The organism is Comamonas thiooxydans (assembly GCF_002157685.2).
In the GTDB taxonomy this organism is placed as follows: Bacteria; Pseudomonadota; Gammaproteobacteria; order Burkholderiales; family Burkholderiaceae_C; genus Comamonas; species Comamonas testosteroni_H.
In genome coordinates this window covers 5,772,764-5,798,322 of record NZ_AP026738.1, presented here as the reverse complement: position 1 = coordinate 5,798,322, position 25,559 = coordinate 5,772,764, and the positions used below count along the sequence as shown (strand labels likewise).

22 protein-coding genes are annotated in these 25,559 nt (G+C 64.1%); 8 read left to right on the top strand and 14 right to left on the bottom strand.

The features are described 5' to 3' along the window. Positions 1-31 precede the first annotated feature (31 nt). The 4 genes from CTR2_RS27005 (at position 32) to CTR2_RS26990 (ending at position 4,647) form a co-directional block, all read left to right on the top strand. Entirely contained in the window at positions 32-1,042 is a 1,011-nt protein-coding gene (locus CTR2_RS27005) for a Bug family tripartite tricarboxylate transporter substrate binding protein (RefSeq protein WP_087085650.1), read from the top strand. Between the two features lie 148 nt (positions 1,043-1,190). After that, positions 1,191-2,789, top strand: coding sequence for a gamma-glutamyltransferase family protein (locus CTR2_RS27000; protein ID WP_087085651.1), 1,599 nt, complete (start codon positions 1,191-1,193; stop codon positions 2,787-2,789). Between the two features lie 195 nt (positions 2,790-2,984). Then, positions 2,985-3,908: an RNA polymerase sigma-70 factor gene (locus CTR2_RS26995; RefSeq protein ID WP_087085652.1), complete on the top strand. Its 924-nt coding sequence runs from the start codon at positions 2,985-2,987 to the stop codon at positions 3,906-3,908. A 241-nt stretch (positions 3,909-4,149) separates the two neighbouring features. Then, complete coding sequence (locus CTR2_RS26990; protein WP_087085653.1) at positions 4,150-4,647, top strand: carboxymuconolactone decarboxylase family protein; 498 nt, start codon at positions 4,150-4,152, stop codon at positions 4,645-4,647. A 130-nt stretch (positions 4,648-4,777) separates the two neighbouring features. Here CTR2_RS26990 and CTR2_RS26985 read toward each other — a convergent pair whose 3' ends face one another. The 5 genes from CTR2_RS26985 to CTR2_RS26965 form a co-directional block, all read right to left on the bottom strand. Then, positions 4,778-5,761, bottom strand: a complete 984-nt coding sequence (locus CTR2_RS26985; RefSeq protein WP_087085654.1) for a Bug family tripartite tricarboxylate transporter substrate binding protein — start codon at positions 5,759-5,761, stop codon at positions 4,778-4,780. A 90-nt stretch (positions 5,762-5,851) separates the two neighbouring features. Further along, the gene (gene tcuB, locus CTR2_RS26980) at positions 5,852-7,060 is read right to left on the bottom strand and encodes a tricarballylate utilization 4Fe-4S protein TcuB (protein WP_176391761.1); all 1,209 of its coding nucleotides are present in this window, start codon (positions 7,058-7,060) and stop codon (positions 5,852-5,854) included. A gap of 3 nt (positions 7,061-7,063) precedes the next feature. Then, positions 7,064-8,515, bottom strand: coding sequence for an FAD-dependent tricarballylate dehydrogenase TcuA (gene tcuA, locus CTR2_RS26975; protein WP_087085655.1), 1,452 nt, complete (start codon positions 8,513-8,515; stop codon positions 7,064-7,066). A gap of 279 nt (positions 8,516-8,794) precedes the next feature. Further along, positions 8,795-10,180: a GntP family permease gene (locus CTR2_RS26970; protein ID WP_087085656.1), complete on the bottom strand. Its 1,386-nt coding sequence runs from the start codon at positions 10,178-10,180 to the stop codon at positions 8,795-8,797. Between the two features lie 270 nt (positions 10,181-10,450). Next, positions 10,451-11,389, bottom strand: a complete 939-nt coding sequence (locus tag CTR2_RS26965) for a LysR family transcriptional regulator (RefSeq protein ID WP_012840297.1) — start codon at positions 11,387-11,389, stop codon at positions 10,451-10,453. Between the two features lie 53 nt (positions 11,390-11,442). Between CTR2_RS26965 and mnmA the strand changes: the two genes are divergently transcribed. Then, positions 11,443-12,573, top strand: a complete 1,131-nt coding sequence (gene mnmA, locus CTR2_RS26960; protein ID WP_003072342.1) for a tRNA 2-thiouridine(34) synthase MnmA — start codon at positions 11,443-11,445, stop codon at positions 12,571-12,573. A 3-nt stretch (positions 12,574-12,576) separates the two neighbouring features. On the opposite strand, the gene CTR2_RS26955 is transcribed toward mnmA, so the two are convergent. The 4 genes from CTR2_RS26955 to CTR2_RS26940 form a co-directional block, all read right to left on the bottom strand. Beyond that, positions 12,577-13,773, bottom strand: a complete 1,197-nt coding sequence (locus CTR2_RS26955; RefSeq protein WP_087085657.1) for a leucine-rich repeat domain-containing protein — start codon at positions 13,771-13,773, stop codon at positions 12,577-12,579. Between the two features lie 17 nt (positions 13,774-13,790). Further along, positions 13,791-15,710, bottom strand: coding sequence for a sensor histidine kinase (locus CTR2_RS26950; protein ID WP_254913489.1), 1,920 nt, complete (start codon positions 15,708-15,710; stop codon positions 13,791-13,793). A 21-nt stretch (positions 15,711-15,731) separates the two neighbouring features. Next, complete coding sequence (locus CTR2_RS26945; protein ID WP_034347946.1) at positions 15,732-16,424, bottom strand: LuxR C-terminal-related transcriptional regulator; 693 nt, start codon at positions 16,422-16,424, stop codon at positions 15,732-15,734. A 61-nt stretch (positions 16,425-16,485) separates the two neighbouring features. Next, complete coding sequence (locus CTR2_RS26940; protein ID WP_140401091.1) at positions 16,486-16,704, bottom strand: hypothetical protein; 219 nt, start codon at positions 16,702-16,704, stop codon at positions 16,486-16,488. Between CTR2_RS26940 and CTR2_RS26935 the strand changes: the two genes are divergently transcribed. Beyond that, entirely contained in the window at positions 16,703-17,395 is a 693-nt protein-coding gene (locus CTR2_RS26935) for a TerC family protein (protein ID WP_087085659.1), read from the top strand. The two genes, CTR2_RS26940 and CTR2_RS26935, sit on opposite strands and share 2 nt — an antisense overlap. A gap of 74 nt (positions 17,396-17,469) precedes the next feature. Here the strand turns inward: CTR2_RS26935 and CTR2_RS26930 are convergent, their stop codons facing one another. The 4 genes from CTR2_RS26930 to CTR2_RS26915 form a co-directional block, all read right to left on the bottom strand. Further along, positions 17,470-17,895 (bottom strand): barstar family protein, encoded by a 426-nt coding sequence (locus CTR2_RS26930; protein ID WP_003072350.1) that lies wholly within the window; start codon positions 17,893-17,895, stop codon positions 17,470-17,472. Positions 17,896-18,037: 142 nt separating this feature from the next. Continuing rightward, complete coding sequence (locus CTR2_RS26925) at positions 18,038-18,457, bottom strand: guanyl-specific ribonuclease (RefSeq protein ID WP_087085660.1); 420 nt, start codon at positions 18,455-18,457, stop codon at positions 18,038-18,040. Positions 18,458-18,634: 177 nt separating this feature from the next. Further along, positions 18,635-20,161, bottom strand: coding sequence for a sodium/proline symporter PutP (putP, locus tag CTR2_RS26920; RefSeq protein ID WP_087085661.1), 1,527 nt, complete (start codon positions 20,159-20,161; stop codon positions 18,635-18,637). A 127-nt stretch (positions 20,162-20,288) separates the two neighbouring features. After that, positions 20,289-22,811, bottom strand: a complete 2,523-nt coding sequence (locus CTR2_RS26915; RefSeq protein WP_409021356.1) for a penicillin-binding protein 1A — start codon at positions 22,809-22,811, stop codon at positions 20,289-20,291. A 206-nt stretch (positions 22,812-23,017) separates the two neighbouring features. On the opposite strand from CTR2_RS26915, the gene CTR2_RS26910 reads away from it, so the two are divergent. Next, positions 23,018-23,503: a glutathione peroxidase gene (locus tag CTR2_RS26910; protein WP_087085663.1), complete on the top strand. Its 486-nt coding sequence runs from the start codon at positions 23,018-23,020 to the stop codon at positions 23,501-23,503. A gap of 66 nt (positions 23,504-23,569) precedes the next feature. Here the strand turns inward: CTR2_RS26910 and CTR2_RS26905 are convergent, their stop codons facing one another. Beyond that, entirely contained in the window at positions 23,570-24,481 is a 912-nt protein-coding gene (locus tag CTR2_RS26905; protein ID WP_087085664.1) for a LysR family transcriptional regulator, read from the bottom strand. Positions 24,482-24,612: 131 nt separating this feature from the next. Between CTR2_RS26905 and CTR2_RS26900 the strand changes: the two genes are divergently transcribed. Then, positions 24,613-25,533, top strand: a complete 921-nt coding sequence (locus CTR2_RS26900; RefSeq protein ID WP_087085665.1) for a pirin family protein — start codon at positions 24,613-24,615, stop codon at positions 25,531-25,533. The last annotated feature ends 26 nt before the right edge of the window (positions 25,534-25,559 follow it).

The following is a 25,559-nucleotide window of genomic DNA, read 5'->3' as shown; positions in this document are numbered from 1 at the left end:
CGAACAAGCTGTCATTTCACCGGGAGTTGCCATGCGGGCACGGTTTACTGTTTCAACGACGCGCCGACAGTGGCTCCAGGCCGCAACGGTCTTGGCCGGTGGTTTGCTGGTCTTGCCGGCCCTGGCCCAGGGCGAGGCTGCCTGGCCCGGCCGACCGGTACGGGTGATCGTGCCGTTCCCGGCCAGCGGCGCGACCGATCTGGTGGCACGCGTGATCGCGCAGCGCGTATCGCAGGAGCTGGGCCAGCAGCTGGTCATCGACAACCGGCCCGGCGCCGGCGGCACCATAGGCACGGCCGAGGCCGCCAAGGCGGCGGCCGACGGTTACACCCTGCTGTTCACCACCAGCAGCACGCATGCGATTTCGCCGCATCTGATGCCCAGGCTGGCCTACAAGGCGGACAAGGACTTCAGTCCCATCGCGCACACGGCCGACGCGGCCAGCGTGCTGCTCGTCACGCCCTCGCTGCCGGTCAAGAGCGTGCAGGAGCTGATTGCCTATGCCAGGGCCAATCCCGGCAAGCTCAATTACGCCACCAGCGGCAACGGCACCATCGTGCACCTGAACACCGCCGCCTTTGCCGCGCAGGCCGGCATACAGCTCGCCCATGTGCCCTATAAGGGCACGGCGCAATCGATCACCGATCTGGCGGCAGGCCAGGTGCATCTGCTGTTCGACTCCATTCCCACAGGCATGCCCCATGTGGCCAGCGGCCGCCTGCGTGCCCTGGCCGTGACCGGCGACAGGCGCAGCACGCTGGCTCCGAATCTGCCCACGGTGGCCGAATCGGGCCTGCCAGGCTATTCCTCGGTCACCTGGTTCGGCGTCTACGGCCCGGCCGGCATGAAGCCCGAGCTGGTCGGCCGGATCAACCAGGCCTTCAACCGCGCCATCCAGAATCCCGAGGTGATCGCCAGCCTGGCCAAGCAGGGCGTGGAGCCCGCCAAGCCGCAGACGCCGGGACAGTTCGCGGCCATGGTGCAGGCCGACAGCGCGCGCTGGGCCAAGGTCATCAAGGACAACCACATTACATTGGAATGACATATGAAACCCCCTGTGCGGCTGCGCCGCTTCCCCCTGGGAGGGGGACGGCATCCTCGCCACGAGGCGGCTCTTGCTCGATGCCTCTGGTCTGGAGCGTGTCAGTTTTAGACGCCACGCCCATGAATCACTGATCGGATCTTTACGTATGACACACATCAAGGACTGGACGCTTCCCTACGCCTCGCACCGCTCACCGGTGCTGGGGCGCAACGTGGTCAGCACTTCGCAGCCGCTGGCCGCGCAGGCCGGCCTCTCCATGCTGCTGGCCGGCGGCAATGCGGTGGATGCGGCACTCGCCGCAGCGATGACGCTCACCGTGGTCGAGCCCACGGGCTGCGGCATCGGCAGCGACGGCTTCGCCATCGTCTGGGACGGCAAGGAACTGCACGGCCTCAACGCCTCGGGCCGCTCGCCCGCGGGTTGGACACCCGAGTACTTCGCCCAGCTTGGCGGCATCCCGGAAAAAGGCTGGAATGCCGTGACCGTGCCCGGTGCCGTGTCGGCCTGGGTGGCGCTGTCCAAGTGCTTCGGCAAACTGCCCTTCGCGCAAGTGGCACAGCCTGCCATAGCCTATGCGCGCAACGGCTTCGCGGTCTCGCCCACCATTGCCACGCTGTGGGAGCTGGGCGGCAAGAAGCTGGGCGACCAGCCCGGCTTTGCCGAGTGCTTTCTGCCCGGCGGCCGCGCGCCCCGGGCCGGTGAAGTGTTCAGGAGCGAAGCCCATGCGCGCACGCTGGAAGAGATTGCCGAGACCATGGGCGAGTCCTTCTACCGCGGCGCGCTGGCGCAGAAGATGGTCGCGCATGCGCGGGCCTGCGGCGGCGTGATGAGCGAGGAAGACCTGGCCGCGCACCAGGCCGACTGGGTGGGCACGGTGTCGCAGAAGTTCGGCGATTCGGTGATCCACGAGATTCCGCCCAACGGCCAGGGCATTGCGGCGCTGATGGCTCTGGGCATGCTGGATGAGCTGGGCGTGGGCAGGCAAGACCTCGACGGCGTGGACAGCGTGCACCTGCAGATCGAGGCCATGAAGCTCGCCTTTGCCGACCTGCACCAGTACAACGCCGACCTCGACCATATGCGCGTCACTCCTGCGCAACTGCTGGACCGCGACTACCTGCGCGAACGCGCCAGGCTCATAGACCCGAAGCTGGCCGGTGCACCGGGCTGCGGCGCGCCCCGGCCCGGCGGCACGGTCTACCTGGCGGCGGCGGATGCCAGCGGCATGATGGTTTCCTTCATCCAGTCCAACTACATGGGCTTTGGCTCGGGCGTGGTCGTGCCGGGCACGGGCATCAGCCTGCAGAACCGTGGCCACGGCTTCACCACCGAGGCCGGCCACGCCAACCAGGTCGGCCCGCGCAAGCGTCCCTCGCACACCATCATTCCGGCCTTTGCCATGCATGCCGACGGCACGCCACAGATGGCCTTCGGCGTGATGGGCGGCCCCATGCAGAGCCAGGGCCATCTGCAGATGGCCCTGCGCGTGCTGCGCTACGGCCAGAACCCGCAGGCCGCGGCCGATGCGCCGCGCTGGCGCGTGACCGGCGGCAAGGGCGTGGCCGTGGAGCCGTCCTTCGATGCCGCCGTGGTCGAGCAGCTGCGCGCACGCGGCCACGAGGTCAGCGTCGAGGCCGGCCACGGCGTGTTCGCCTTTGGCGGCGCCCAGTTGGTGCTGCGCGACGGCGAGCACTACATCGCGGGTTCCGATCCGCGCAAGGACGGGTGCGCGGTGGGGTATTGAGGTCCCCCCTGAGCGGCTGCGCCGCTTCCCCCAAGGGGGACGACGGCCTCGCTGCGGGGCGGCCCTTGCTTGCCGTCCCTGGCTTGGGCTCTGCCTGTTTTGGCTGCGTTGTCACAAAAGCTGCGCGTTCTGCGTCTAAGGCTTGGTGCCTGTCACACTGGGTGGCTGGCCCGGCCTATTTGCAGGAGACATCACGTGAGCCCCACTTCCCACGCTGCGCCGTCCGCCGATGCGGGACTGCAGGATTTCGAGCGCCATCGCCCGCGTCTGTTCGGGCTGGCCTATCGCATGCTGGGCCAGCGCGCCGAGGCCGAGGATCTGGTGCAGGATGTCTGGCTGCGCTGGCAGGACAGCGAGCGCGCCGCCATTGCCCAGCCCGAGGCCTGGCTGGTGACCACGGCCACGCGGCTGGCCATAGACCGGCTGCGGCGCCTGCGTGTGGAGCGCGAGCACTATGCGGGTTTCTGGCTGCCCGAGCCGCTGGTCCAGCCATGGACCGAGGCCGCTCCCTCTGCCGAGGAGCTGCTGGAGCAGGCCCATGATGTGTCCACGGCGCTGCTGTTCGTGCTGGAGCAACTGACGCCCGAGGAGCGCGCGGCCTTTTTGCTGCGTGAGGTCTTCGATGCCGACTATGCCGAAGTGGCCCAGGCGCTGGGCCGCAGCGAAGCCGCCTGCCGCCAGCTGGTACACCGCGCGCGTGCCCATGTGAAGGCCAGAAGACCGCGCTTCGAGGCGCCCGCACAGGCCCATGCCGAGCTGCTGCGCCGCTTTGCCCAGGCGGCGCGGGGCGGCGATTTGGCGCAGATCCAGGCGCTCTTCGCTCCCGATGCCGCGCTGATCAGCGACGGCGGCGGCAAGGTGGCATCCTTTGGCCGCGTGCTGGAAACCGGGCGCCGCCTGGCGCTGCTGTACTTCGCCACGGCCAGGCGCCTGCGCCGCGACGGGCAGGAGCAGACCTTGCATCTGGCGCGGGTCAACGGCCTGCCGGGTCTGGTGCGCTGCGTGGATGGCCAGGTGGAGTCGGTGCAGACGCTGCTGGTCGAGGACGGACTGATCCGGCGCATCTACACGCTGCGCAATCCGGACAAGCTGACGCGCGTGCTTGTGCCGGATGCCTGATTGCCTGATGGGCGACGCCCGTCGCAGAAGGTAAATAAAACAATAGCTTCTACTGCCAGCTAATCAAAGGATTCAGATGGTTTTATTGCTGAATTTGTTTTGCAACTAGTGATAGCAGCTATGTTTATTGATGGCCCGGCGATGGATGGCGGCATCTGTCACAAACCACACCGCTGCCGCGTCTAAGAGGTATGGGCCGGCCGCTGGGGCGGGCCTGCAATGTCCCTCAAGGAGTATTCACATGGCCGACATCGTCAACCCCACCGTCAATCCCATTGCCATCCCCACGCCGCGCCTGGACTTCCGTGCGCTGGCCCCCGAGCTCTACAAGGCGCAGGCCGGCCTCAACGCCCAGATCGCGCGCTCCAGCCTCGGTGTCCAGCTGCTGGAGCTGGTCTATCTGCGCGTCTCGCAGATCAACGGCTGTGCTTTTTGCGTGGACATGCATGTGCGCGAGCTGCTGTCGCGCGGCGAGGATCTGCAGCGCATCAACAGCGTGGTGACCTGGCGCGAGGTGGACTTCTTCGACATGCGCGAGCGTGCCGCGCTGAACTGGGCCGAACGCTGCACGCGGCTGAGCCAGGCACACCCCGAGCAGCAGGACTTCGACGTGCTGCGCCCGCACTTCAGCGAGCGCGAGATCGTGGAGCTCAGCTACGCCATCGGCTGCATCAATGTCTGGAATCGTCTGTGCGTGGGCTTTGCGGCTCCCGTGGAGAAAAAGCCCATCACGGTCTGAGCCGCTGCACGGCTTTTCCCGTGGCACGGCGGCTCTCTCGCTGCGAGGCCGGCGAGGCCCTTGCTCGCCAGCCTGACCTGGACTGCGTCCAACTCATGCGTCAGGCAACGGCGCGAGCGGGGCCGTGCGCTCAGTTCTGGGTGATCTTGCGTTCCTTGACCACCTTGCCCCACTGCTCGTATTCCTTCTTCATGAAGGCCGCGAACTCGGTGCGGGTCGTGGGCTGGGGTGTCAGGCCGTGGACCTTGAGCGCCTCGGCCACGCCGGGGTCCTTGAGCACCTTGACGATCTCCAGGTTCCAGCGGTCCAGCACGGGCGTGGGGGTCTTGCCGGGGGCGACGAAGGCATACCAGTTCAGCGCCTCGAAGCCGGGGTAGCCCGCTTCGGCCACGGTGGGAATATTGGGCATGTAGGCGGGGCGGGTCAGGCCGGTGGTGGCCAGAGGAATCAGCTTGCCGGTCTCGATATGCGGCAGGGCCGTCGGGGGCGCGGCAAAGTAGGAGGTGACGCGTTCGCCCAGCAGATCCTGCAGGGCCGGTGCACCGCCCTTGTAGGGCACATGAACCATCTCCACGCCGGCGCGCTGGTTGAACAGCTCGCCCGCCAGGTGCGAGGCCGAGCCCGCGCCGGTGGAGGCATAGTCCACGCTGCCGGGGCTCTTCTTGGCCTTGGCCACGAACTCGGCCAGGCTCTTCACGCCGGCGCCCTTGTGTACCACCAGCACATTGGGGAAGTTCACGCCGCCCGAGATGGGCGCCAGGTCGGTGAAGGGGTTGTAGCCCACCTTCATGATGTGGGGTGCAATCGTCAACGGGCCGATGGAGCCGAACAGCAGCACCGAGCCGTCGGTCGGTGCCTTGGCCACGAACTGGTGGGCGATATTGCCGCCCGCTCCGCCCTTGTTGTCTACCACCACGGTCTGGCCGATGTTCTCGCCCAGCTTCTTGGCAATCATGCGCGCTGCCGCGTCGGCGGCTCCACCAGCGGCAAAGCCCACGACCAGCGTCACGGGCTTGTTGGGCAGCCAGTCGGGTGCGGCTTGTGCCGCCGAGCCCAGGCTCAGCAGGGAGGCGGCCACGGCCGTGGCGCGCAGGAAATGGCGTTTGTTCATCATGGGATGTCTCCTTGGTCGGAAAGGAATGCCGGTATCCCGGCTGTTTTTATGAAAGCAGGCACGGCGGGCGTGCCTGTCATGGGGCTTCGCTCAATCAGCGCCCAGGCCGATGGGGCTGGGCTCGCGCTTTTCGGTGTTGTGGCGCAGCAGCGCAGCCGTGCGGAACACGCCGTGGGCAAACTTGCCGTAGGGCAGGGTGGCAAACAGTGCAATCACGGCGCCCAGGTGCAGGCACAGCAGCAGCGCCAGCGCCGGCGTGGCGCGGCCCAGCCATAGCGCGAGGCCGCTTGCGGCCACAAGGAACAGCAGGGCGATGAAGCCGAGGTCCATGGGCTTTTGCCTGGCGTCGCCATGCAGCGGGTGACGGGCGCGGTTCAGCATCCACAGGCCGGCCGTGCCGATCATCAGGCTCACGCCGCCCAGGGCGCCCAGAATCTTGGGCAGGCTGGGCAGCTCGTAGGGGGCAGGCAGATCGAAGACATAGTGATAGACCGTGGCCAGGCCAGTGGCTGCAAAGCACAGCATGAAGCCGTAGAAGGTCAGGTGGTGGAAGCGGCGGCGCTTCAGGGTGTACTCGTCGTCCTCGTTGTGACAGCCGTCACCGTGGCCACCGTCCAGGTATTTCAGGCGCAGCACGTCATGCGTGGCTTCGGCAGCGGCGGGGCCGCTGACATCCACATTGCTGGTGGCAGGCTTCACATCCTTCCAGAAGCGGCGCACGCCCATGGACAGCGCAAACACCACGAACAGGAAGACCGGCGCAAAGATGCCGACCAGCAGGTTGTGCGGGAACAGGTTGTAGAAGTTATTGCCCAGATTGCCGTTCCACAGCTGGCCAATGCCGCCTTGCGCGGCGACGGCCAGCGCCAGGAACAGGAAGAGGCCGGCGACCAGTGCCAGGGACAGGGTCAGGCCGTTCTTCTGGTACAGCTTGCCCATGGCGGGCGGCCAGGCATAGTCGGCATAGGTCTGGCCACGCACTTCGGCCATGGCCTTGGGGATGTTGATGCCGAATTCATGCGGCGGTGCGTACTGGCAGGCGTGCAGGCAGGCGCCACAGTTGTGGCAGAGATTGGCCAGGTAATGCACATCGGCCTTGCCGAACTCCAGACGGCGCGTCATGGCCGGGAACACGGCGCAGAAGCCTTCGCAGTAGCGGCAGGCATTGCAGATCTGCATCACGCGCGCCACTTCGCTTTCGGCAGCGGTTTCCGTTGGGGCGGGGAGGATGGGAATCACCTTGCCGGTGGCCAGGGTCTGGGCTTCCTTGCCCAGTTCTTGCAGGGATTGGATGCTCATGATTCAGACCTCGTCCTTTACGGCGCCATGGATAGCGGGTTTGCCGGCAGCCGCGAGAGCAGCATTGCGTCCGGCAATGCGGCCAAAGGCCGTGCCTATCGACATGCCCACGCCAGCCGTGTAGCCCTTGCCCAGCACATTGCCGGCCATCATTTCGCCGGCCACGAACAGGTTCTGGCTGGGTTGATCCTTGAAGCGCACGGCGGAGGTGTCGTCCACCTTCAGGCCCAGATAGGTGAAAGTCACGCCGGGGCGCAGCGCATAGCCGTAGTAAGGCCCGGTATCGAGCGGGCACGCCCAGTGCGTCTTGGCTGGAGCCAGGTTTTCGGTGTGGCAGTCGTCCAGCGCGGTATGGTCGAAATGGCCGACCTTGCAGCTGCTGTTGTAGGTGTCGAGCGTGGTCATGAAGGTGTCCACGTCCAGACCCAGCTTCTGCGCCAGCTCGGGCAGGGAGTCGGCCTTCACGCCGGGGAACACCGGCGGCATGAAGCGGCCTATGGCCTTGCTGTCGATGATGGAGTAGGCAATCTGGCCGGGCTGCTGGGCCACCAGACGGCCCCAGATCGCATAGCGCTTGGGCCAGAAGTCCTCGCCCTCGTCATAAAAGCGCCTGGCATCGCGGTTCACCACCACGCCCAGCGAGACGCAGTCGATACGCGTGCAGATGCCGCCGTCGTACAGCGGAGCGCGGGCATCGATGGCCACCATGTGCGCCTGCGTGGGATCGCCCAGGCCGTCGGCCTGCTGCTCTTGCAGCATATGTTTGAGCAGCACGCCCTGGTTGAAGGCGGTGCCGCGGATGATGAAGTTGTCGGCCGGCCATTCGCCGCGCTCGTTCTGGCCCCAGGCCTCGCGCAGCCATTCGCGGTTGGACTCGAAGCCGCCCGCCGCCAGCACGCAGCTTTTGGCCGTGATGCGCTGGCTCCCATCCTTGGTCCTGACCCATGCTGCCTGGAACCGGCCGTTCTCGATGTCGAGCTTGTCCACCGGCGACTCGTAGCGGATTTCCACGCCCAGCTTTTCGGCGCTGCGGAAATAGGCGTTCACCAGCGCCTTGCCGCCGCCCATGAAGAAGGCATTGGTGCGCGCCACATGCAGTGCGCCCGACAGCGGCGGCTGGAAGTGCACGCCATGCCTGCGCATCCAGTTGCGGCAGGTCGAGGAGGCGCGGATCACCATGCGCGCCAGATGCTCGTTGGTGATGCCGCCTGTGACCTTGAGCAAGTCCTGCCAGTACTCTTCTTCGGGATAGGCCTCGGTCAGCACATCCTGCGGTGCATCGTGCATGCAGCGCAGATTGCGGGTGTGGCCGGAGTTGCCGCCGCGCCATTCGCGCGGTGCAGATTCAAGCAGCAGCACGCGGGCACCTGCTTCGCGCGCCATCAGCGCGGCGCACAGGGCGGCATTGCCACCACCGATGACGAGTACATCGGTGTCAAAGGCTTCAGTTTTCATGATGGGCTGCCACGGGGCGGTGCCTGCAGCGGTTCAACGTGGGGAAGTGTCCTTTGTCATTTCCGCTGCCGGAGCGCGGTTGACAGGGTCAGATTGGAGTTGAACGCCACTGTAGTGAGCACCGCCTCACCCGTGCAGCGGGGTGAGGGGATGGGGGTATCACCAATCGTGATGGATTGGTTGTGCCGCAGGCCCAAGGCGGCGCGGTGCGGCCTTGCGCCTCGGCTTGCAACCCCGGAGGAAGGCGCCAGGGCCGCTGCGCTGCAGCCCCGGCCGGCCTCAATGCACGGTGACGAGCGCGTTGAAGAGCAGCACCATGACCAGACCCACCACGGCCACGATGGACTGTACGACCGAGATGGTCTTGGTGGCTTCGCCCATGGTCATGCCGAAGGACTCCTTGACCATCCAGAAACCGGCGTGGTTGGCATAGTTGAAGAACAGCGAGCCGCAGCCGATGGACAGGGCCAGCAGGGGCAGGTTCAGGCTGGGGTCGGCCCCCGCTAGCGGCGCCAGCAGGCCGGCAGCGCCCACGATGCCCACAGTGGCCGAGCCCGTGGAGACGGACAGCAGCATGGCGATCAGCCAGCCCAGGATCAGCGGCGGGAAGGCGAACTGCTGGGTCAGATGGACGATGGCATCACCGACCTTGGCGCTGGTCAACATCTGCTGGAAGGCGCCGCCGCCGGCAATGATCATGATGATGGAGGCAATCGGCTTGAGGCTCTTGCCCAGCGCGTCGCGCAGCTTTTCGGTATCGCCGCCACGGGCCATCACCAGGGCCACGATGGCGAACAGCACGCCCAGCAGCATGGCGATCAGGGGATTGCCCAGGAAGCTGGCCACATGCATGGCCGCCGCATCCTTGGGCAGCAGCATCTCGGCGACGGCGTGAATCAGCATCAGAATGGCGGGCAGCAGGGCCGCCAGCACGCCCAGGGCGATGCCGGGCTGCTGGCCGGCAGTGGCTTTCTCGGTGATGGTGAACTGGTCCAGCAAGGTCTGGTCGGGCTTGGTGCTCATGCGCGGGGCGATGAAGGCGCCATACAGCGGGCCGCCGAGAACCATGGCCGGAATCGCCGCCAGAAAGCCGTACAGCATGGTCGGGCCGACCGTGGTCTTGAGGGTGGCGATGGCGGTCAGGGGGCCGGGATGGGGCGGAACCATGCCGTGCATGGCCGCCAGTGCCGAGATCACGGGCACGCCGACGTAGACATAGGCCGAGCCCTTGAAGCGGGCCTGGCCTTCCAGCTTGCGCGCCACGCTGAAGATCAGCGGCAGCATGACCACCAGGCCGACCTCGAAGAACATCGGGATGCCGACGATGAAGGCCACCAGGGTCATGGCCCAGGGGATCATGCGATCGGAGGAGTGCCTGAGAATCGCTTCGGCGATCTGCTCGGTGATGCCTGCATCGGCCAGGATCTTGCCCAGCATGGCTCCCAGCGCGATCACGACACCCACGGCCCCCAGGGTCTTGCCTGCGCCGTTGGTCAGCTCCTTGGCGATGTGGTCCGGCGCCATGCCGGTGGCAAAGCCGACGCCGACCGAGACGATGAGCAGGGCCAGCAGCGGGTGCAGCTTGATGCGTGAAACGATCAATGCGACCAGCACCAGCACGCTGACCAGGGCGGTCAGCAGCAACTGAATATCGAGAGATGTCATAAATGAACCTTGGTTTTGGCTGGCTGTCCTGAAGCGCACTTCACATCCAGCACGAGGCAAGGCTCATATTAAAAAAGCGCACTCGCACGCGCTGTAGGCTGGCGCCGTCGGCGTGGTGCAAGTTGGATGTCGGGATGCGGCCCAGGGGGCGCAACAGCAATGTTGTAATGAAGATCTAGGTTTGCCATGAGGTATGAGCTTCACATGGCAACAAAGTTGCTGTGGAAATTACGTAAACCCGCTCCCATGCCCTGCCCGGAAGCGGCGGGCTCAGTCCGTCAGCGACGCTCCCCGCCAGACTCCGGAGTGCACCAGCTGCCGCGCGCAGTCCGTCAACACCACGCGTGCCGCCAGGGCGGCAGGTGACAGCTCGTCGTCCGACAGGCTGCACAGGGCGGCCTTGCGCCGCACCGAGTCATCGGCGATTTGCGACCACTGAAAGCGCTCGGCCGCATCACGGTACATACCCACGGCCGACCAGGGCTGGACTGTGGCGCCCATGCCGGCGTCGACCGCTTCCATCAGCAGGGTCAGCGAGTCGATCTCCATGGCCATCTGCGACTGGAAGCCGGCACTGGTGAACGAGGCCATGATGGAGCTGCGCAGGCCGTGGCTGCCCGAGGGCAGGATCAGCGGCACCTGCTGCAGCTGCTCCAGGCTGATGGGCACTTCATGCTGAATCTGCGGCGCCACCGGCTGCAGGCGCGACTGGATCAGGAATAGCTGCTCTTCCAGCAGCGGCATCACGCTCCATCGCCGGGCGCTCTGAGTATCGAAAAGGATAGCCAGATCCAGCTGTCTGGCATTGAGAAGACTCGTCAGATGCCCCGAGAGGGCTGACACCATGTGCAGCCTCACCTCGGGGTAGCGCTCGCGCATGGCGCGCATCAGCGGCAGGCCCAGCACATTGGCAATCGTGGGGGACAGGCCCATGCTGACGGCGCCCGACAGCCGCGCCTGCTGGGCCGCGTGAATGGCCTGCTGGGCATGGCGCAGGGTCAGCTGGGCCTGGTGGAAAAAGGCCTGACCGGCCTCGGTAGGGATGACTCCGCGCGGTGTGCGCTGCAGCAGCCGTGTCGAGAGTTCGGACTCCAGGCGGCTGATCTGCTGGCTCAGCGCCGACTGCACCATGTCCAGATCCAGCGCTGCCCGGCTCATGGAGCCCAGTTCAACAATTCGTACAAAGTAGCGCAGCTGGCGCAGTTCCATGGCAAATCCTCACGCCCGCAGCAGTTGACGGGCGCTGGGATAATCGCATACCTATGAGCAACAAGCAGCGTGTCGTGGTGGGTTTGTCGGGCGGTGTGGATTCCGCCGTCACCGCCTATCTTCTCAAAAAGCAGGGCCACGAGGTCGTCGGCATCTTCATGAAGAACTGGGAAGATGACGACGACAGCGAGTACTGCTCGTCGAATATCGACTTTGTCGATGCGGCGGCCGTGGCCGACGTGATCGGCATCGAGATCGAGCATGTGAACTTTGCCGCGGACTACAAGGACCGCGTGTTTGCCGAGTTCCTGCGCGAGTACCAGGCCGGTCGTACGCCCAATCCGGACGTGCTGTGCAATGCGGAGATCAAGTTCAAGGCCTTTCTGGACCACGCCATGCGCCTGGGAGCCGAAAAGATAGCCACCGGCCACTATGCACGCGTGCGCCAGAACCCCTCCACCCAGCTGTTCGAGCTGCTCAAGGGCCTGGATAACAGCAAGGATCAGAGCTATTTCCTGCACCGGCTGAACCAGGCCCAGCTGTCCAAGGCGATGTTTCCCGTGGGCGAGCTGCACAAGACCGAGGTGCGCCGCATTGCCGAAGAGATCGGCCTGCCCAATGCCAGGAAGAAGGACTCGACGGGCATCTGCTTCATTGGCGAGCGCCCGTTCCGAGACTTCCTGAACCGCTACATCAGCAAGGAGCCGGGACTGATCCTCGACGACCGCAACCGCAAGCTGGGCAAGCATGTGGGTCTGTCCTTCTACACGCTGGGACAGCGTTCGGGTCTGGGCATTGGCGGCGTGAAGGAAAAGGGCGCCGCCCGTGGTGCGGGCGACCATGCGCCCTGGTTTGTGGCGCGCAAGGAGATGGACAAGAACATTCTGCGCGTGGTGCAGGGCCATGACCATCCGCTGCTTCAGTCGCATGCCTTGCTGGCCGATCAGGTCAGCTGGGTGGCCGGCCATGCCCCGGCCGAGGGCAAGGCCTACGGTTCCAAGACCCGCTACCGTCAGCCCGATTCGCCTGCGCTGATTTCCCAGGCCACGGACGCCGGCTTCCGTCTGGACTTTCCAGAAGCGCAGTGGGCTGTCACCCCTGGTCAGTCCGCCGTGCTCTATGACGGCGATGTCTGCCTGGGCGGCGGCATCATTGCGCAGGTCGACCCTGCGGCCGCTCGGTAATCGCTAGTAATCGCGGTTTTCATCAAACCACTGCTGGGCCTGCCCATCCGTCAGCTTCAGTGACAGTGCCGCAGGCAGTTGTGCCAGTTGCTGCACGGCCAGCCCCAGGTCTTCACGCTCGCTGGTTTCGATGCCCTTGACCGTGTTGAAGCGGGCGGCAAAGGCCGTCAGTGCAGCTTGCACATGACCAAGGCTGCTGGCTGTGCCGATTTCCTGCTCTGCCAGCTCATAAGCTGCATGGGCAATCCTGGCGCGGGCTGCGGGCCAGCCCGCAAATGGCCGCCCATATTCCTTGGCCCACCATTCGGGCTTGCGCAACTGGCTGACGGATGTGTAGTCAGCCCAGGGTCGTGCCTTGGCACGGTCCTTGAGTTGCTGGCGCAGGCGTTTCCCGGCCGCTTCTTCCACGTTGTAGGCGATGAAGAAGTCCAGCTCCGGCCAGGTTTGCAGCGCAGGCAGTCCCGACAGATAGCGCATAAAACGCAGTGATAGCGCCTTGAGCTGCGTACATGTAGAAAGCTGGGCCAAATCGCTGTGGTTACCCCATAGGGAAAGCGATTCCAGCTTCGAAAACTGCAGCAGATTTTGCAGCGAAATGGGTTGCTTTCCCGCTCCATTGCTCAGCTCCAGCGTGGTGACCTGTTTCAGGCTGCCCATGTCGGGCAGCTGGAAGGCTTCGTCGGCCGGGTTCCTGCTGGTGGCCGGGCTCAAACTCAGGCTTTCAGGCAGGCCTGCGGTGACGGTGATTTGCTCCAGATTGCCATGCAGATGAAGGCGCATGCCCTGCTGCGGCAGCTTCAGGTGGATGTGGCCCTGATTGCCCGCTTGCAGATGAATGCTCAGCTCGCGAATCTGTGACTGGCTGGCGTCGATATGTACATCTTGCTGCAGCTGTGGGTACCAGCTGAAGTTTTCGATTGCACGCAGCTGCGCCCATGTGAAGAAGCCGCTGTCATTGCCCGTGTAGTAGAAGCTGCGTGGCCAGGGCGAGCCGGCGGGCGTGGCAAAGGGGTCAAAGCAGGACCAGAGCACGCAGGCGTCGACAGGCAGCCACAGGTCGGCGGTTTTCAACAGATTCCTGGGGCCAAGGGTCAGGCTGCCCTGACCGGGGCTGGTTTTGAGCCTGTGCGGCGTGTCAGGCGTCAGCTGGAGGGTGAAGGCGCCGTCTTCATACGGTGTTCCGTCGATAAGCAGGGGCATGCGAAAGCTTAGCGCAGTTACCAGATGCTCTGGGGAGACGGCACGGAGCTCTGTACTTCGGTGTGACGCTGCACCTTGCCGAACAGGGGCAGGCTGGCTCGCAGCTCGGTGCGGCCGGGGCTGGACTGTATGACCAGAGTGCCTTGCAGGCGCTCCAGTCGCGCCAGCATGCTGCGCATGCCCACGCCCATGCTGTTGATCTGTGTGCTATCCAAATCAAAGCCTGTGCCGTTGTCCTCGATCTGCAGCAGCAACTCCCTGGAATCGGGAATCTCCAGCCGAACCTGGACCTGGCTGGCGCGGCTGTGTTTGATGACATTGGTCAATGCCTCTTCCAGCACGCGGGTCAGCGTCAGGCACTGAATGGGGCTGGGCGCGTGAGTCCAGTATTCGGGCAGACACCACTTCACCTGAATGTCCAGTTCCTCGAACAGCCGTGCAAAGCGGTGGCGCAGCGGAGCAAGCCACTGCATGGGTGTCTCGGGAACCTGGATGGCGGTGCTGGTGCCGGTATCAATCATCTGACGCAGGTCGTCACGCATGAGCTTGAGCATGGACAACACCTGGGCATTGGGCAAAGGGGCGCTGCTCTGCTCGACCAGCGCAATGGAACGCACCAGAGAGCCGCCCAGACCGTCGTGCAGATCCTGGGAAATGCGCAGACGTTCCTGCAGGCGGGAGTGGCTCAGAGCCAGATGGTGCTCCCTCTCCAGGGTCTGGCTCAGGTCGTCGCAGGCCTGTGTGACGGTGAGACTGAGTTCGTGGTTGAAGTGCTCGATGCGGCGCATATTCCACACGACCTGCCGCCCCAGCAACCACGCGATCACCAGCATGCTCAGCAAGGTGGTGTAGGGGGTCAGCGTCAGATTGTGATCCAGGGTCTTGGTCAGCAGCAGCAGGTCGTGCACGCCGATGGCCAGGTAGAGCACGAAGCAGAGGCTGAAAGCGATGTGGGCTGGCGTGCGTGTCTGCAGCGCGCGCAGTGGAAACAGCAGGCAGACCAGAGCGCAAAGACAGAACATCAACAGCCAGATGGCCTGGCTCAGCGCCATCTGTGCATCGGGCACAGACAGGGCGAATACAGCGCAGAGGCCGCATATGCCAGCCAGCGTACGTTCAAGGCGTATGAGGCGTAATTCCGCAAAGCGCAGCGTAAAAATGCAGAAAGTGTAGGTAAATGCAATGAAAACCAGCAAATTGCCCTTGGCAAAGGCCGGCGTGCTGCTGAAGGGCCAGGGATCAGTCATGACCATAAAGCAGAGCATCAGTGCCCAGCACATCAGATTGAGCGCGTACCAGCCATAGAGTTTTTGATTGCGGTTGTGGAGCCAGGCAAACGAAAACAGCAGACACAGCACCAGGCTGACCGTGATGCAGACCATATAAATGGTGCGCAGGTTCCAGGTGGCCTGCGCCGTCCATTGCTTGAGCTCGGCTGGATGGCCTATGCGCAGCCGCCCCAGGCCTGGCGTCTGGCTGCTGAGCCCGTGGACGCGCACCCAGATGCTGTTGCCCTGCTCCTTGAGCAGCGCCTTGGGCAGCAGCCAGTAGCGTGGCATGTTCCAGCTGCGGCTCAGCGGCTCCACCAGCGATTGATCGCGCCAGATCAGTTCTGAATTCACGAAAACCTCGCCCGCCATCACGATATTGACGACGGCCAGCGCCACGGGCTGATCGCGCCCACAGGGGCTCTCCCAATCGATGCGGTACCAGGCTGCACCGTCATAGCCGGGCCAGCGTTGACTCCAGTCATCCAGCCCCGGCACATCCACCCATTGCAGCAAGGCTGCGTCAGGTGGAGGCCCCTCGGGCAGCGCCTTGGCCGATTGGCGGGCCACAATGCGCGGTTCGCAGAGCAGATCCTGAGGCCTGAGCTCCTGTGCCCATGCCACGCCGCAACTCCAGCCCATGACGAGCGCAAATATCAGGCGGAGCATGAGAGCCGACCGCTTGAACATTCAGCTCAGCAAACCGCGTGCCCGGGCCTCGCTGACCGCCTTGGTGCGCGAAGGCACGGCCAGCTTGCGGTAGATGTTCTTCACATGGCATTCCACGGTGTAGCGCGAGAGAAAGAGCGACTCTGCGATCTCCCGGTTGGTCATGCCGTCTGCGACCAGCTTGAGGATCTGGATTTCGCGGGCGCTGAGTATGGCTTCGGGCGGCATCTCCTTGTGCGCTTCCGTGGGCTGGGAAGGCTGTAACTCGGCAATGATGCGCCGTGCAATGAAAGGGTCGATGGGGGCGCCACCGCGCAGCACACTGCGTATGGACAGGGTGACCTCCAGGTCGTCGCGCTCCTTGAGCACATAGCCGTTGGCCCCGGCACGCAGCGCCGACAGAATGGCATCCTCGGTGCTCCAGGCGGAGATGACCAGAATTCCCATGCCGGGGTCGGCGGCGCGCAACTGGCTGATCAGCTCTATGCCGCTGCCGTCGGGCAAGCCCAGATCCACCAGTGCCATGGCGACCGGATGCTCCGCCAGCCGGGCGCGTGCCTGCCCCAGGGTTGCAGCAAAGATGAGAGCATCATCCGCATATCCGAGGCCATGCAAAATGCTTTCCAGCCGATTGCGGATCAACGGCTCATCCTCCACCACGATCAAGGGGCTGGGGAGAATGGACTCTGTAGGGAGGGAAAAAGTCTCTGCCATATTGTGTGAGGTGCCGCTGGTTTTCGTATCCCACTGTTACCGAGATCAAGTCGCTTGGCTATCACTGAAAACTGGTAATTTGAGGTGCCTGTGGAGTCTGTCCCAAAACGGAAGCGAGCTCCGTGGCCTGCAATTCCCATGACGTCAGAAGCAATACGCCGATAGCGGCTCCAAGAGGCAGTTGGCTAAACTTCCCTGCATTGATCACGCCTGGCTTTGCAATGCCGGGCGTTTGTCCGTTCAAGGTGCAACGGACAGAGAACTCAGGAATATTTTCCATGGATGCCATGCTCGGTGCCGATTTCTGGATCGGCTTGTTCAAGATCGTCTGGATCAACATCATTCTCTCGGGTGACAACGCGGTGGTCATCGCTCTGGCCGCACGTGGCCTGCCCCCGGAGCAGCAGAAAAAAGCGGTGCTGCTCGGCTCCGGTGCCGCCGTGGTGTTGCGTATTGCCTTGACAGTGGTGGCAGCCAAGCTGATGCAGCTGCCATTCGTCGAGGTGATCGGTGGCCTGCTGCTGCTGTGGATTGGCGTGGGCCTGCTCAAGGGCGAAGATGAAGAAGAGGATTCCGGCAGCGTGGCCAGACAGGGCATGATGGCTGCCGTTCGCACCATTTTGCTCGCCGATCTGGTCATGAGTCTGGACAATGTGATCGCCGTGGCTGCTGCAGCGGGCGGCGATATGCTGCTGCTGATTCTGGGCCTGGCCATCAGCATTCCGCTGGTCATCTTTGGCTCCACGCTGATGATCAAACTGATGGAGCGTTTTCCGGTCATCGTCACTTTGGGCGCGGCACTGATTGGCTGGGTGGCCGGCGAAACCATCACCAGCGACCATATGCTCGAAGGTTTTGTACGGGTCAATCCCTGGGTGCATTACGCAGCGGCCGCCTGCGGCGCCGTGCTGGTGATTGCAATGGGCAAGTGGATGCAGCTCAAGGCTTCCGCTCAGGGCCGCACTGCCTGAGCCTGGGGTTCTGAAGGCAAAAATGCCCGCATTCAAGGCGGGCATTTTGTGTTGCGTGCGCCGCAGCAGCCGAACTATAGGAATGAGTAAAAGCAGCGGAAGGGAATCTTGCGCTCTGCCCAGAAGTCCGCAGTATCGCGGAACACGTCCAGCAACTGCTCGCGCACTTCCTTGTCGAACTTGGGGGTGGTCGGAATCTGGTCTAGCACCACCACAAAACCGGGTTGCGGGCCGGACTTGTTGATCGGGTCGGTCATGCAGTCATACAGCGCATCCCAGTTCTTGCCAAAGTGCGCCGGCAGGTAGAACTGGGTGGACAGCAGCTCGAAAACATCGGCCTTGGTCTGGGCATGGGCCAGATTGGCATAGAGGAAATGGGAGCCCAGCGCCTCTGCTGCTGCCTGAAGATCAGGAATGCGATAGGCGCGGATGGATTGCACGATGTTCGGGCGAACATTGCGCAACGGTGTTTCCGAGGGCTTACGAAGTGGCGTGTCCATCTCCGTGATTCTTTCTAAAAACATCAAAACTGGTGGCAGAGTCGGTACTGACAGCGCTGCAGGCTGTCTGCGCAAACCGCCGCTGCGGAATTCAAGAGGTCAAAAGCCGCTTTGTGGCGGGCCTGGAGGGCGTCTTTTAACTTCATTGGACGATTTGCTGAAAGCTGTTGTAGTGGTCGCCCGTGTAGAAACAGGCATCGGGCACCTGGGGCTGCAAGCCGCCACAGACTATGCGCCGCGCACCCCGGTTTTTCGCACCTGGCGTGCGCACGGTGTATTCGCGGTAATAGCCTCTGGTCTGGCGAGGAAGTATGCGCTCACGGTTGCCGAATACCGTGCCGTCCTTGTCGCTGGAGAACGGACCACCCTGGAGGATACGACCATAGGTGGTGCGGCCTTCGCGCGGCAGTTCGGCCAGGCTCACGGTCTCAAAGCCGGGAACGGTGGCATCGACTTCGGGCGCTTTGCGCGCCAAAGCCGCAGGGGATGCCAGCGCAAAAGCGGCACCCAGCATCAACGCTAAACCCGTCTGATATACCTTGGCTGCAGCGGCCTTGAGCATTCACTAAACCTTTCAGAATCTCAGGTAATGCCTGAAATTTCGACCCGTAAGTGTGACGGATAGGCCTCGAAAATGCAAGTTGCGCCTATTTTTTGTGCAGCCTGCCGAGCGGTTTTCGACGACAAAAAAGCCCTGGCGGCATGGCCGGGCAGGGCTTGGGCAGGGGCGTGGCAGCGTTTACTCGCCGTGGGCAGCGATTTCAGCCTCCACCTCGCGGTGCTTGGCTGCAATCGTGGCCGAAGGCGCTTTGTCCAGCAGGCTGACCACTATGATTGCGATAGCGGACAACGCAAATCCAGGAACGATCTCATAGAGCTTGAACCACTGGTAATGCTGCCAGACCAGAACCGTGACCGCCCCCACGACCATGCCGGCCAGGGCGCCGTTGCGCGTCATGCGGGCCCAGAGCAGCGATATCAGCACCAGCGGGCCGAAGGCGGCGCCGAAGCCGGCCCAGGCATTGCTGACCATGCCCAGCACCTTGGCCTGGGGATCCTGCGCAATCAGGATGGCGATCACGGCAATGGCAAACACCATGGCACGGCCGAACCAGACCAGCTGCTTCTGGCTGGCGTTTTTGTACAAAAAGGTCTTGTAGATATCTTGCGTGAGGGCGCTGGAGCAGACCAGCAGCTGGCAGGACAGGGTGCTCATCACGGCGGCCAGTACGGCGGCCAGCAGCACGCCGCTGATCCAGGGGTTGAACAGCAGCTTGGCGACTTCCAGGAACACCAGCTCGTGGTTGCCATTGACGTTCACCGCGATATCGGGGCGGCTGGCAAAGAAGGCAATGCCGAAGAAGCCCACGGCCACGGCGCCGCCCAGGCACAGCATCATCCAGCTCATGCCGATGCGGCGTGCGTTGGGAATGGTCTTGATCGACTCGGCCGCCATGAAGCGCACCAGAATGTGAGGCTGGCCGAAGTAGCCCAGACCCCAGGCCAGCAAGGAGATGATGGCAATCGCCCCTTGGCCCTGGAACATGTCGAAGGCGCCGCTGCGGGCGGTTTCGATGATGGCACTGCTGGCACCCACGCCGCCGTCGGCATAGATGACCATCAGCGGCGCGAGGATCAGCGCGGTGATCATCAGCGAGGCCTGGATGGTGTCGGTCCAGCTCACGGCCAGAAAGCCGCCGATGAACACATAGGCCATGGTGGCCACGGCGCCCACCCACAGGGCGCTCTGGTAGTCCATGCCGAACATGGACTCGAACAAGCGGGCGCCGGCGACCACGCCGGAGGCGCAGTAGACGGTGAAGAACACGAGGATCACCAGTGCCGTGACGATGCGCAGCAGGCTGCTGCCATCCTCGAAACGGTTGGTGAAGTAGTCGGGCAGGGTCAGGGCATTGCCCACCTTCTCGGTGTAGACGCGCAGGCGTGCCGCGACGAAGCGCCAGTTGAGCCAGGCACCGACGCACAGGCCGATGGCAATCCACGAGGCCGACAGGCCGGTGGCAAACACCGCGCCGGGCAAGCCCATGAGCAGCCAGCCGCTCATGTCCGATGCCCCGGCCGACAGGGCCGTGACCACCGAGCCCAGACTGCGCCCGCCCAGAATGTAGTCGGACAGATTGGAAGTGGCTTTATAGCCTGCCCAGCCTATGAGCAGCATGCCCAGCAGGTAGATGGCAAAAGTGACTATGGTTGGCGTGTTGGCAGTCAATATCGGCTCCGGGTCGGCGCAGCGCGCTATCGGCATGTGAGTCTCATGCCGCGCGAAAACAAATCCGCCAGCGGCCTCCTGGTGGGAGACCTGCTGGCGGGTGTCGGTGCGCAATTGGACCAGTTATTCGACAGCCCAGTCGGGCATGTGGCTGAAAACGGCGCTACTGGCTGTCCTGCGCCGCATTCAGCGGCGCTGCCGGCGGCAGCGGTGTGCCGATATCGCTCCAGCTTGAAGGCGCCGGGGTTCTGGCCGGGGCAGGCGCCGGCATCATCTCGCCGGGCGCTAGCCCGGGACTGCTGTCCAGGTCAGGCGGCTGGGCGCTGCTGTCGGCAGGTGCCGGTGGGACTGCGGTCGAGGGCGGTGCGGCGGGCGTGCTCTCGATGATGTCAACCTCGCTGCCGTTGCTTCTGTTGGGCGCCGGGCTGGTCGGGGCTGCTGGTGCTGCATGGTCCTCGTCTGCCGGCCCGCTCCATTCCTGCAGCCTGTCGCGCAGACGGCCCACCAGATCGCTCCACCAGTGGCTGGTGTTGGGCTCGGTGAACCGGGCCTTGGCATTGAGTAGCGGGCTGCGCATGGCGCGCGACATGAAGTCGCCCACCATGGGCAGGGCGCTGCGCGAACCCTGACCCCATTGGTCGCTTTTGAGCGTGATGCGCGCATCGTTGAAGCCTGCCCAGGCGCCGGCCACGATCTGTGGGTGCATGAGGATGAACCAGCCGTCGGCATTGCCCTGGGTGGTGCCGGTCTTGCCGGCCACATCGGCGCGAATGCCGTATTGCTTGCGAATCGCACGGCCCGTGCCCTTGTCGATCACGGCGCGCATCATTTCCAGCAGACCGTAGTTCTCTTCCTCGTCCCAGACCTGATCGGGCTTGGGTGGGGTGAATTCGGCCAGCAACTCGCCGTCGGCATTCTCGATACGGGTGACCAGCTGGGGCGGGATGTAGCGACCGGAGTTGGCGATGCTGCCGTAGGCGTTGACCATTTCCAGCAGCGTGACGGGGCTAGAGCCCAGCGCCAGCGAAGGCACAGGCTCCAGCGGGCTCTGGCGCACGCCCAGACCGCGGGCCAGCTTGATGACGCGGTCCATGCCCACTTCCTGGCCCAGCTCGGCCGTGATGGTGTTCTTGGAATAGGCCAGGGCATCACTGAGCTTCATGGGCACGCCCGTGGGCTCGACGGCGTCGCTGGGACGCCATACCTCGCCGCCGGGTAGCTGGATTTCCACGGCTTCGTCCTTGCGCGTGTCGTCAGACCTGGCGCCGCGCTGCAGGGCTGCGCCATAGACAAAAGGCTTGAAGGTGGAGCCGGGCTGGCGGCGCGCCTGGGCCACATGGTCAAACGCATCCTGGGCGTAGTCGCGGCTGCCCACCCAGGCCAGCACGGCCGAGGTACGCGGGTCTATGGCCAGAAAGCCGGCCTGCACGCGGGTCTTGTCCTCGCGCAGCTGCCTCATGAAGGTCTTGTCGGCCAGCAGCTTCTTGAGCGCTTCTTCCTCGCTGATGTCGGAAGGCCTGCCGCTTCTGGCGAGCTTGCGGAAGGCCTCCGTCTCGCGCACCAGCTGCAGCACCAGGGCATTCTCGGCGCTCCAGCCGTCGCGGTGGCTCCAGTTGTTGTTGGCAATGCCTTGCAGCGTATGCATCTGGCGGTTCACGGCCTGCTGCGCCCAGTTCTGCAGACGCGAATCCAGGGTGGTACGCACCACCAGGCCGTCGGTATAGATGTTGTAGTCGTTCTTGTCGGCCCAGGCGATCAGCCATTTGCGCAGCTGCTGGGAAAAATGCGGTGCCATGCCCGTAGGCTCTTCCTGGCGCTCGAAGTCCAGACGCATGGGGCGCTTCTTGAGGCGTTCGAACTCATCGTCCTTGAGCTCGCCGCGCTTGACCATCTGGCTCAGCACGGTGTTGCGCCGGGCAATCGCGCGGTCGGGGTTGATCACCGGGTTGTAATAGGCATTGCCCTTGAGCATGCCCACCAGCGTGGCGCTTTCCAGCACCGTGAGCCTGGCCGCAGGTTTGTCGAAATAGGTGCGCGCCGCCATCTCTATGCCATAGGCGTTGTAGAGAAAGGGCACGGTGTTCAGATAGGTTTCGAGAATCTCGTCCTTGGTGTAGAGCGCTTCGATCTTGAAGGCCGTGATCGCCTCCTTGAGCTTGCGGTTCACATTGCGGGCACGACCGATTTCCGTGGGATAGAGATTGCGCGCCAGCTGCTGGGTGATGGTGGAGCCGCCCTGGGGATTGCCTCCCAGCGTATGGATGGCCGAACCCACGGTGCGCGTGAAGTCCATGCCATGGTGTTCGTAGAAGCGGTGGTCTTCGGTGGCCACGAGGGCCTTGACCACGGCGGGCGAAATCTGCTCCAGCGGCACCCACTGGCGGTTGCTGCGCTTGAACTCGCCGATCAGCTTGCCGTCGGCGCTCAGGATTTGCGCAGGCTGCTCGAGCTTGGCCTTGCGGATGTCGCTGATGCTGGGCGTGAATGGAATCAGCAGCAGCACATAGACGACAAACAGTGCCGGCAAGGCCGCGGCAAACCACAGCCATTCACGCCGCGTCGGCCAGCGACGCCACCAGGGCAGGGCCGCAATGCGCTGGCCCGCTGTGCTGGCGCGAGCGCGCGACCACAGAGCCGTGGCCTGAGCGACCCATTTTTCTTTCAATTCGTTCAAGGACAAACGCACGTTGCAAGGCAGCCCGCCAAGGGCCGCAAGAAGGCAAGACTGCGAAGAATGCCCAAAAAACAGGCGCTCTGCTTGCGGGGATCGGTTTTTCTATGGTCGCAGCCCCGGTATTGTCTCCGTGGCGTGGCTGCGCAGGCTTGTTTCCAATGGTGAGATGTTTTGCGGACTGCCTTAAGCTTGGGGCTTTACTTTGGCGGGAGATCAGCATGGCAAACAGTGTTTATGACTTTGAAGCCACCGATATCCAGGGGCGCAGCACTCCTCTGTCGCAGTACCAGGGCAAGGTATTGCTGATCGTGAACACCGCCAGTGCCTGCGGCTTCACACCCCAGTACAAGGGTCTGCAGACCTTGCACGAGCAGTATGCGGACCAGGGCCTGGTGGTGCTGGGTTTTCCCTGCAACCAGTTCGGTGCCCAGGAAAAAGGCTCGGATGACGAGATTGCGAGCTTTTGCGAGCTGAACTTCGGCGTCAGCTTCCCGCTCATGCACAAGATCGAGGTCAACGGCGACGGTGCACATCCGCTGTACCGCTGGCTCACGTCCGAAGCACCGGGCGTGCTGGGCACCAAGTCCATCAAATGGAATTTCACCAAATTCCTCGTGGGCCGTGACGGGCAGGTGATACGCCGCTACGCGCCCCAGGACAAGCCCGAGAAGCTGGCGGACGATATCCAGGCGGCTCTGGGTTGATGCTTTCGTTATCGTTTCGATAGCTGACAGCGCTCACGCAGAAAGTGCTGGAGGCGGCTTTGATGCTCAGTCTTCCGACAAGGTCCTGAAGGACTGGGCCAGATGCTCGAGCAGTGCGCGCACGGCGGGCAGCTGACCGCGACGCGAGGCGTAGACGGCGTGGATGATTTCGGGGCGCGGCTCCCAGCCCGGCAGCACCTGCACCAGCGTGCCGCTGCGCAGGTCCTCGCGCACGAACATGCTGGGCAGCTGCACTACCCCGGCACCCAGCAGAGCCGCATCGCGCAGGGCCAGCATGGACTGCGTCACCAGCCTTGGCTGGTGCCTGACCTCGGCGCGCACGGCGCCGGGTCCGTGCAGCACCCAGCGGTGGGTTTCCTGCACGCCGCCCATGTCCAGGCTGGGCCAGGCCGACAGATCCATGGGCCCGCCGGGCTGGCCCAGGCGCTGCACCAGCTCGGGTGCGGCCACCAGGCATTGCCGGCGCTCGGCCAGCGTGCGCAACACCAGATCGCTGTCCTGCAGCGGCGGCGGGCGCACGCGCAGGGCCAGATCCAGCCCCTCGCCAATCACGTCCACGCGCCGGTTGGTCTCGTCCACCTGCAGCTCCACGCGCGGGTACTGGCGCATGAACTCGCCCAGCATGCGGCCCACGCGTGAGGCCAGCAAGGCCACGGGGCAGCTCATGCGCACCTTGCCGCAGGGCTCGGAATGCACCAGCGCCACGGACTCTTCGGCGGCCTCTGCCTCGGTCAGCATGGCGCGGCAGTGCTGGTAGTAGCGCTTGCCCACCTCGGTCACTGCAAAGCTGCGCGTGGAGCGCAGCAGCAACTGCGCGCCCAGGCGTTCCTCGAGCAGGGCCACGCGGCGGCTGAGCTTGGACTTGGGCAGGCCCAGGGCGCGGCCTGCAGGCGCGAATCCACCATGCTCGACCACTTGGGCGAAGTAGTAGAGCTCGTTGAGATCTGGCAGCTTCATCGTTTTAAAAATAGAACTCTGAGACTGAATATTGTGGACTACTCAAGTCATCGTTCTAAATTCATACTTTCTCCATGTTCAACGCCTGCGGCATCCATAGGGACTGCAGGCCAGCCGCAAGGAGAAATGTCATGCTCAAGAAAATCCTGGGTGTCTACGAAGCTCCCCGTCCCCACTGGGTGGGCAACGGTTTTCCCGTGCGCTCGCTGTTCAGCTATGGCGACCACGGCAAGGCCCTGAGCCCCTTTCTGCTGCTGGATCACGCCGGCCCCCAGAACTTCACGCCCACCACGGCACGGCGCGGCGTGGGCACGCATCCGCACCGCGGCTTCGAGACCGTGACCATCGTCTACGAGGGTGAAGTGGCCCACCGCGACTCCACGGGCGCCGGCGGCACCATCGGCCCGGGCGACGTGCAGTGGATGACGGCGGCCTCGGGCATCCTGCACGAGGAGTACCACTCCGAAGCCTTTGCCAAGAGCGGCGGCCCGCTGGAGATGGTGCAGCTGTGGGTCAACCTGCCGGCCAGGGACAAGATGTCCGCCCCCGGCTACCAGACCCTGCTGAATGCCGACATCCCGCAGGTCGCGTTGCCGGACGGCGCGGGTCATCTGCGCGTCATTGCCGGTGACTATCTTGGCAGCAAGGGGGCCGCCTATCGCGGCCCGGCGAGAACCTTCACGCCCATCGATGTCTGGGATGTGAGGCTGAACGCCGGAGCCGCCACCGAGCTGAAGGCCCGGGCCGGCCGCACGCTGGCGCTGGTAGTGCTGCACGGCACGCTGCTGGTCAACGGACAGGAGATTGCCCGCGCCGGACAACTGGTGCATATGGATCGCGCTGCGGACAGCGTGCATCTGGAAGCCAACAGCGACGTCACGCTGCTGTGGCTGTCCGGCGAACCGATTGACGAGCCCGTGGTCGGCTACGGCCCCTTCGTCATGAACAGCGACGAGGAAATCCAGCAGGCGCTGGAGGACTTCCGCAGCGGCCAGTTCGGCCGCATTCCGGCGGCCGAGCGCCATGCGCCCACGGCTGTGCCGAACCACTGAGCCCTCAGTGCCACCGTATCCCCGGC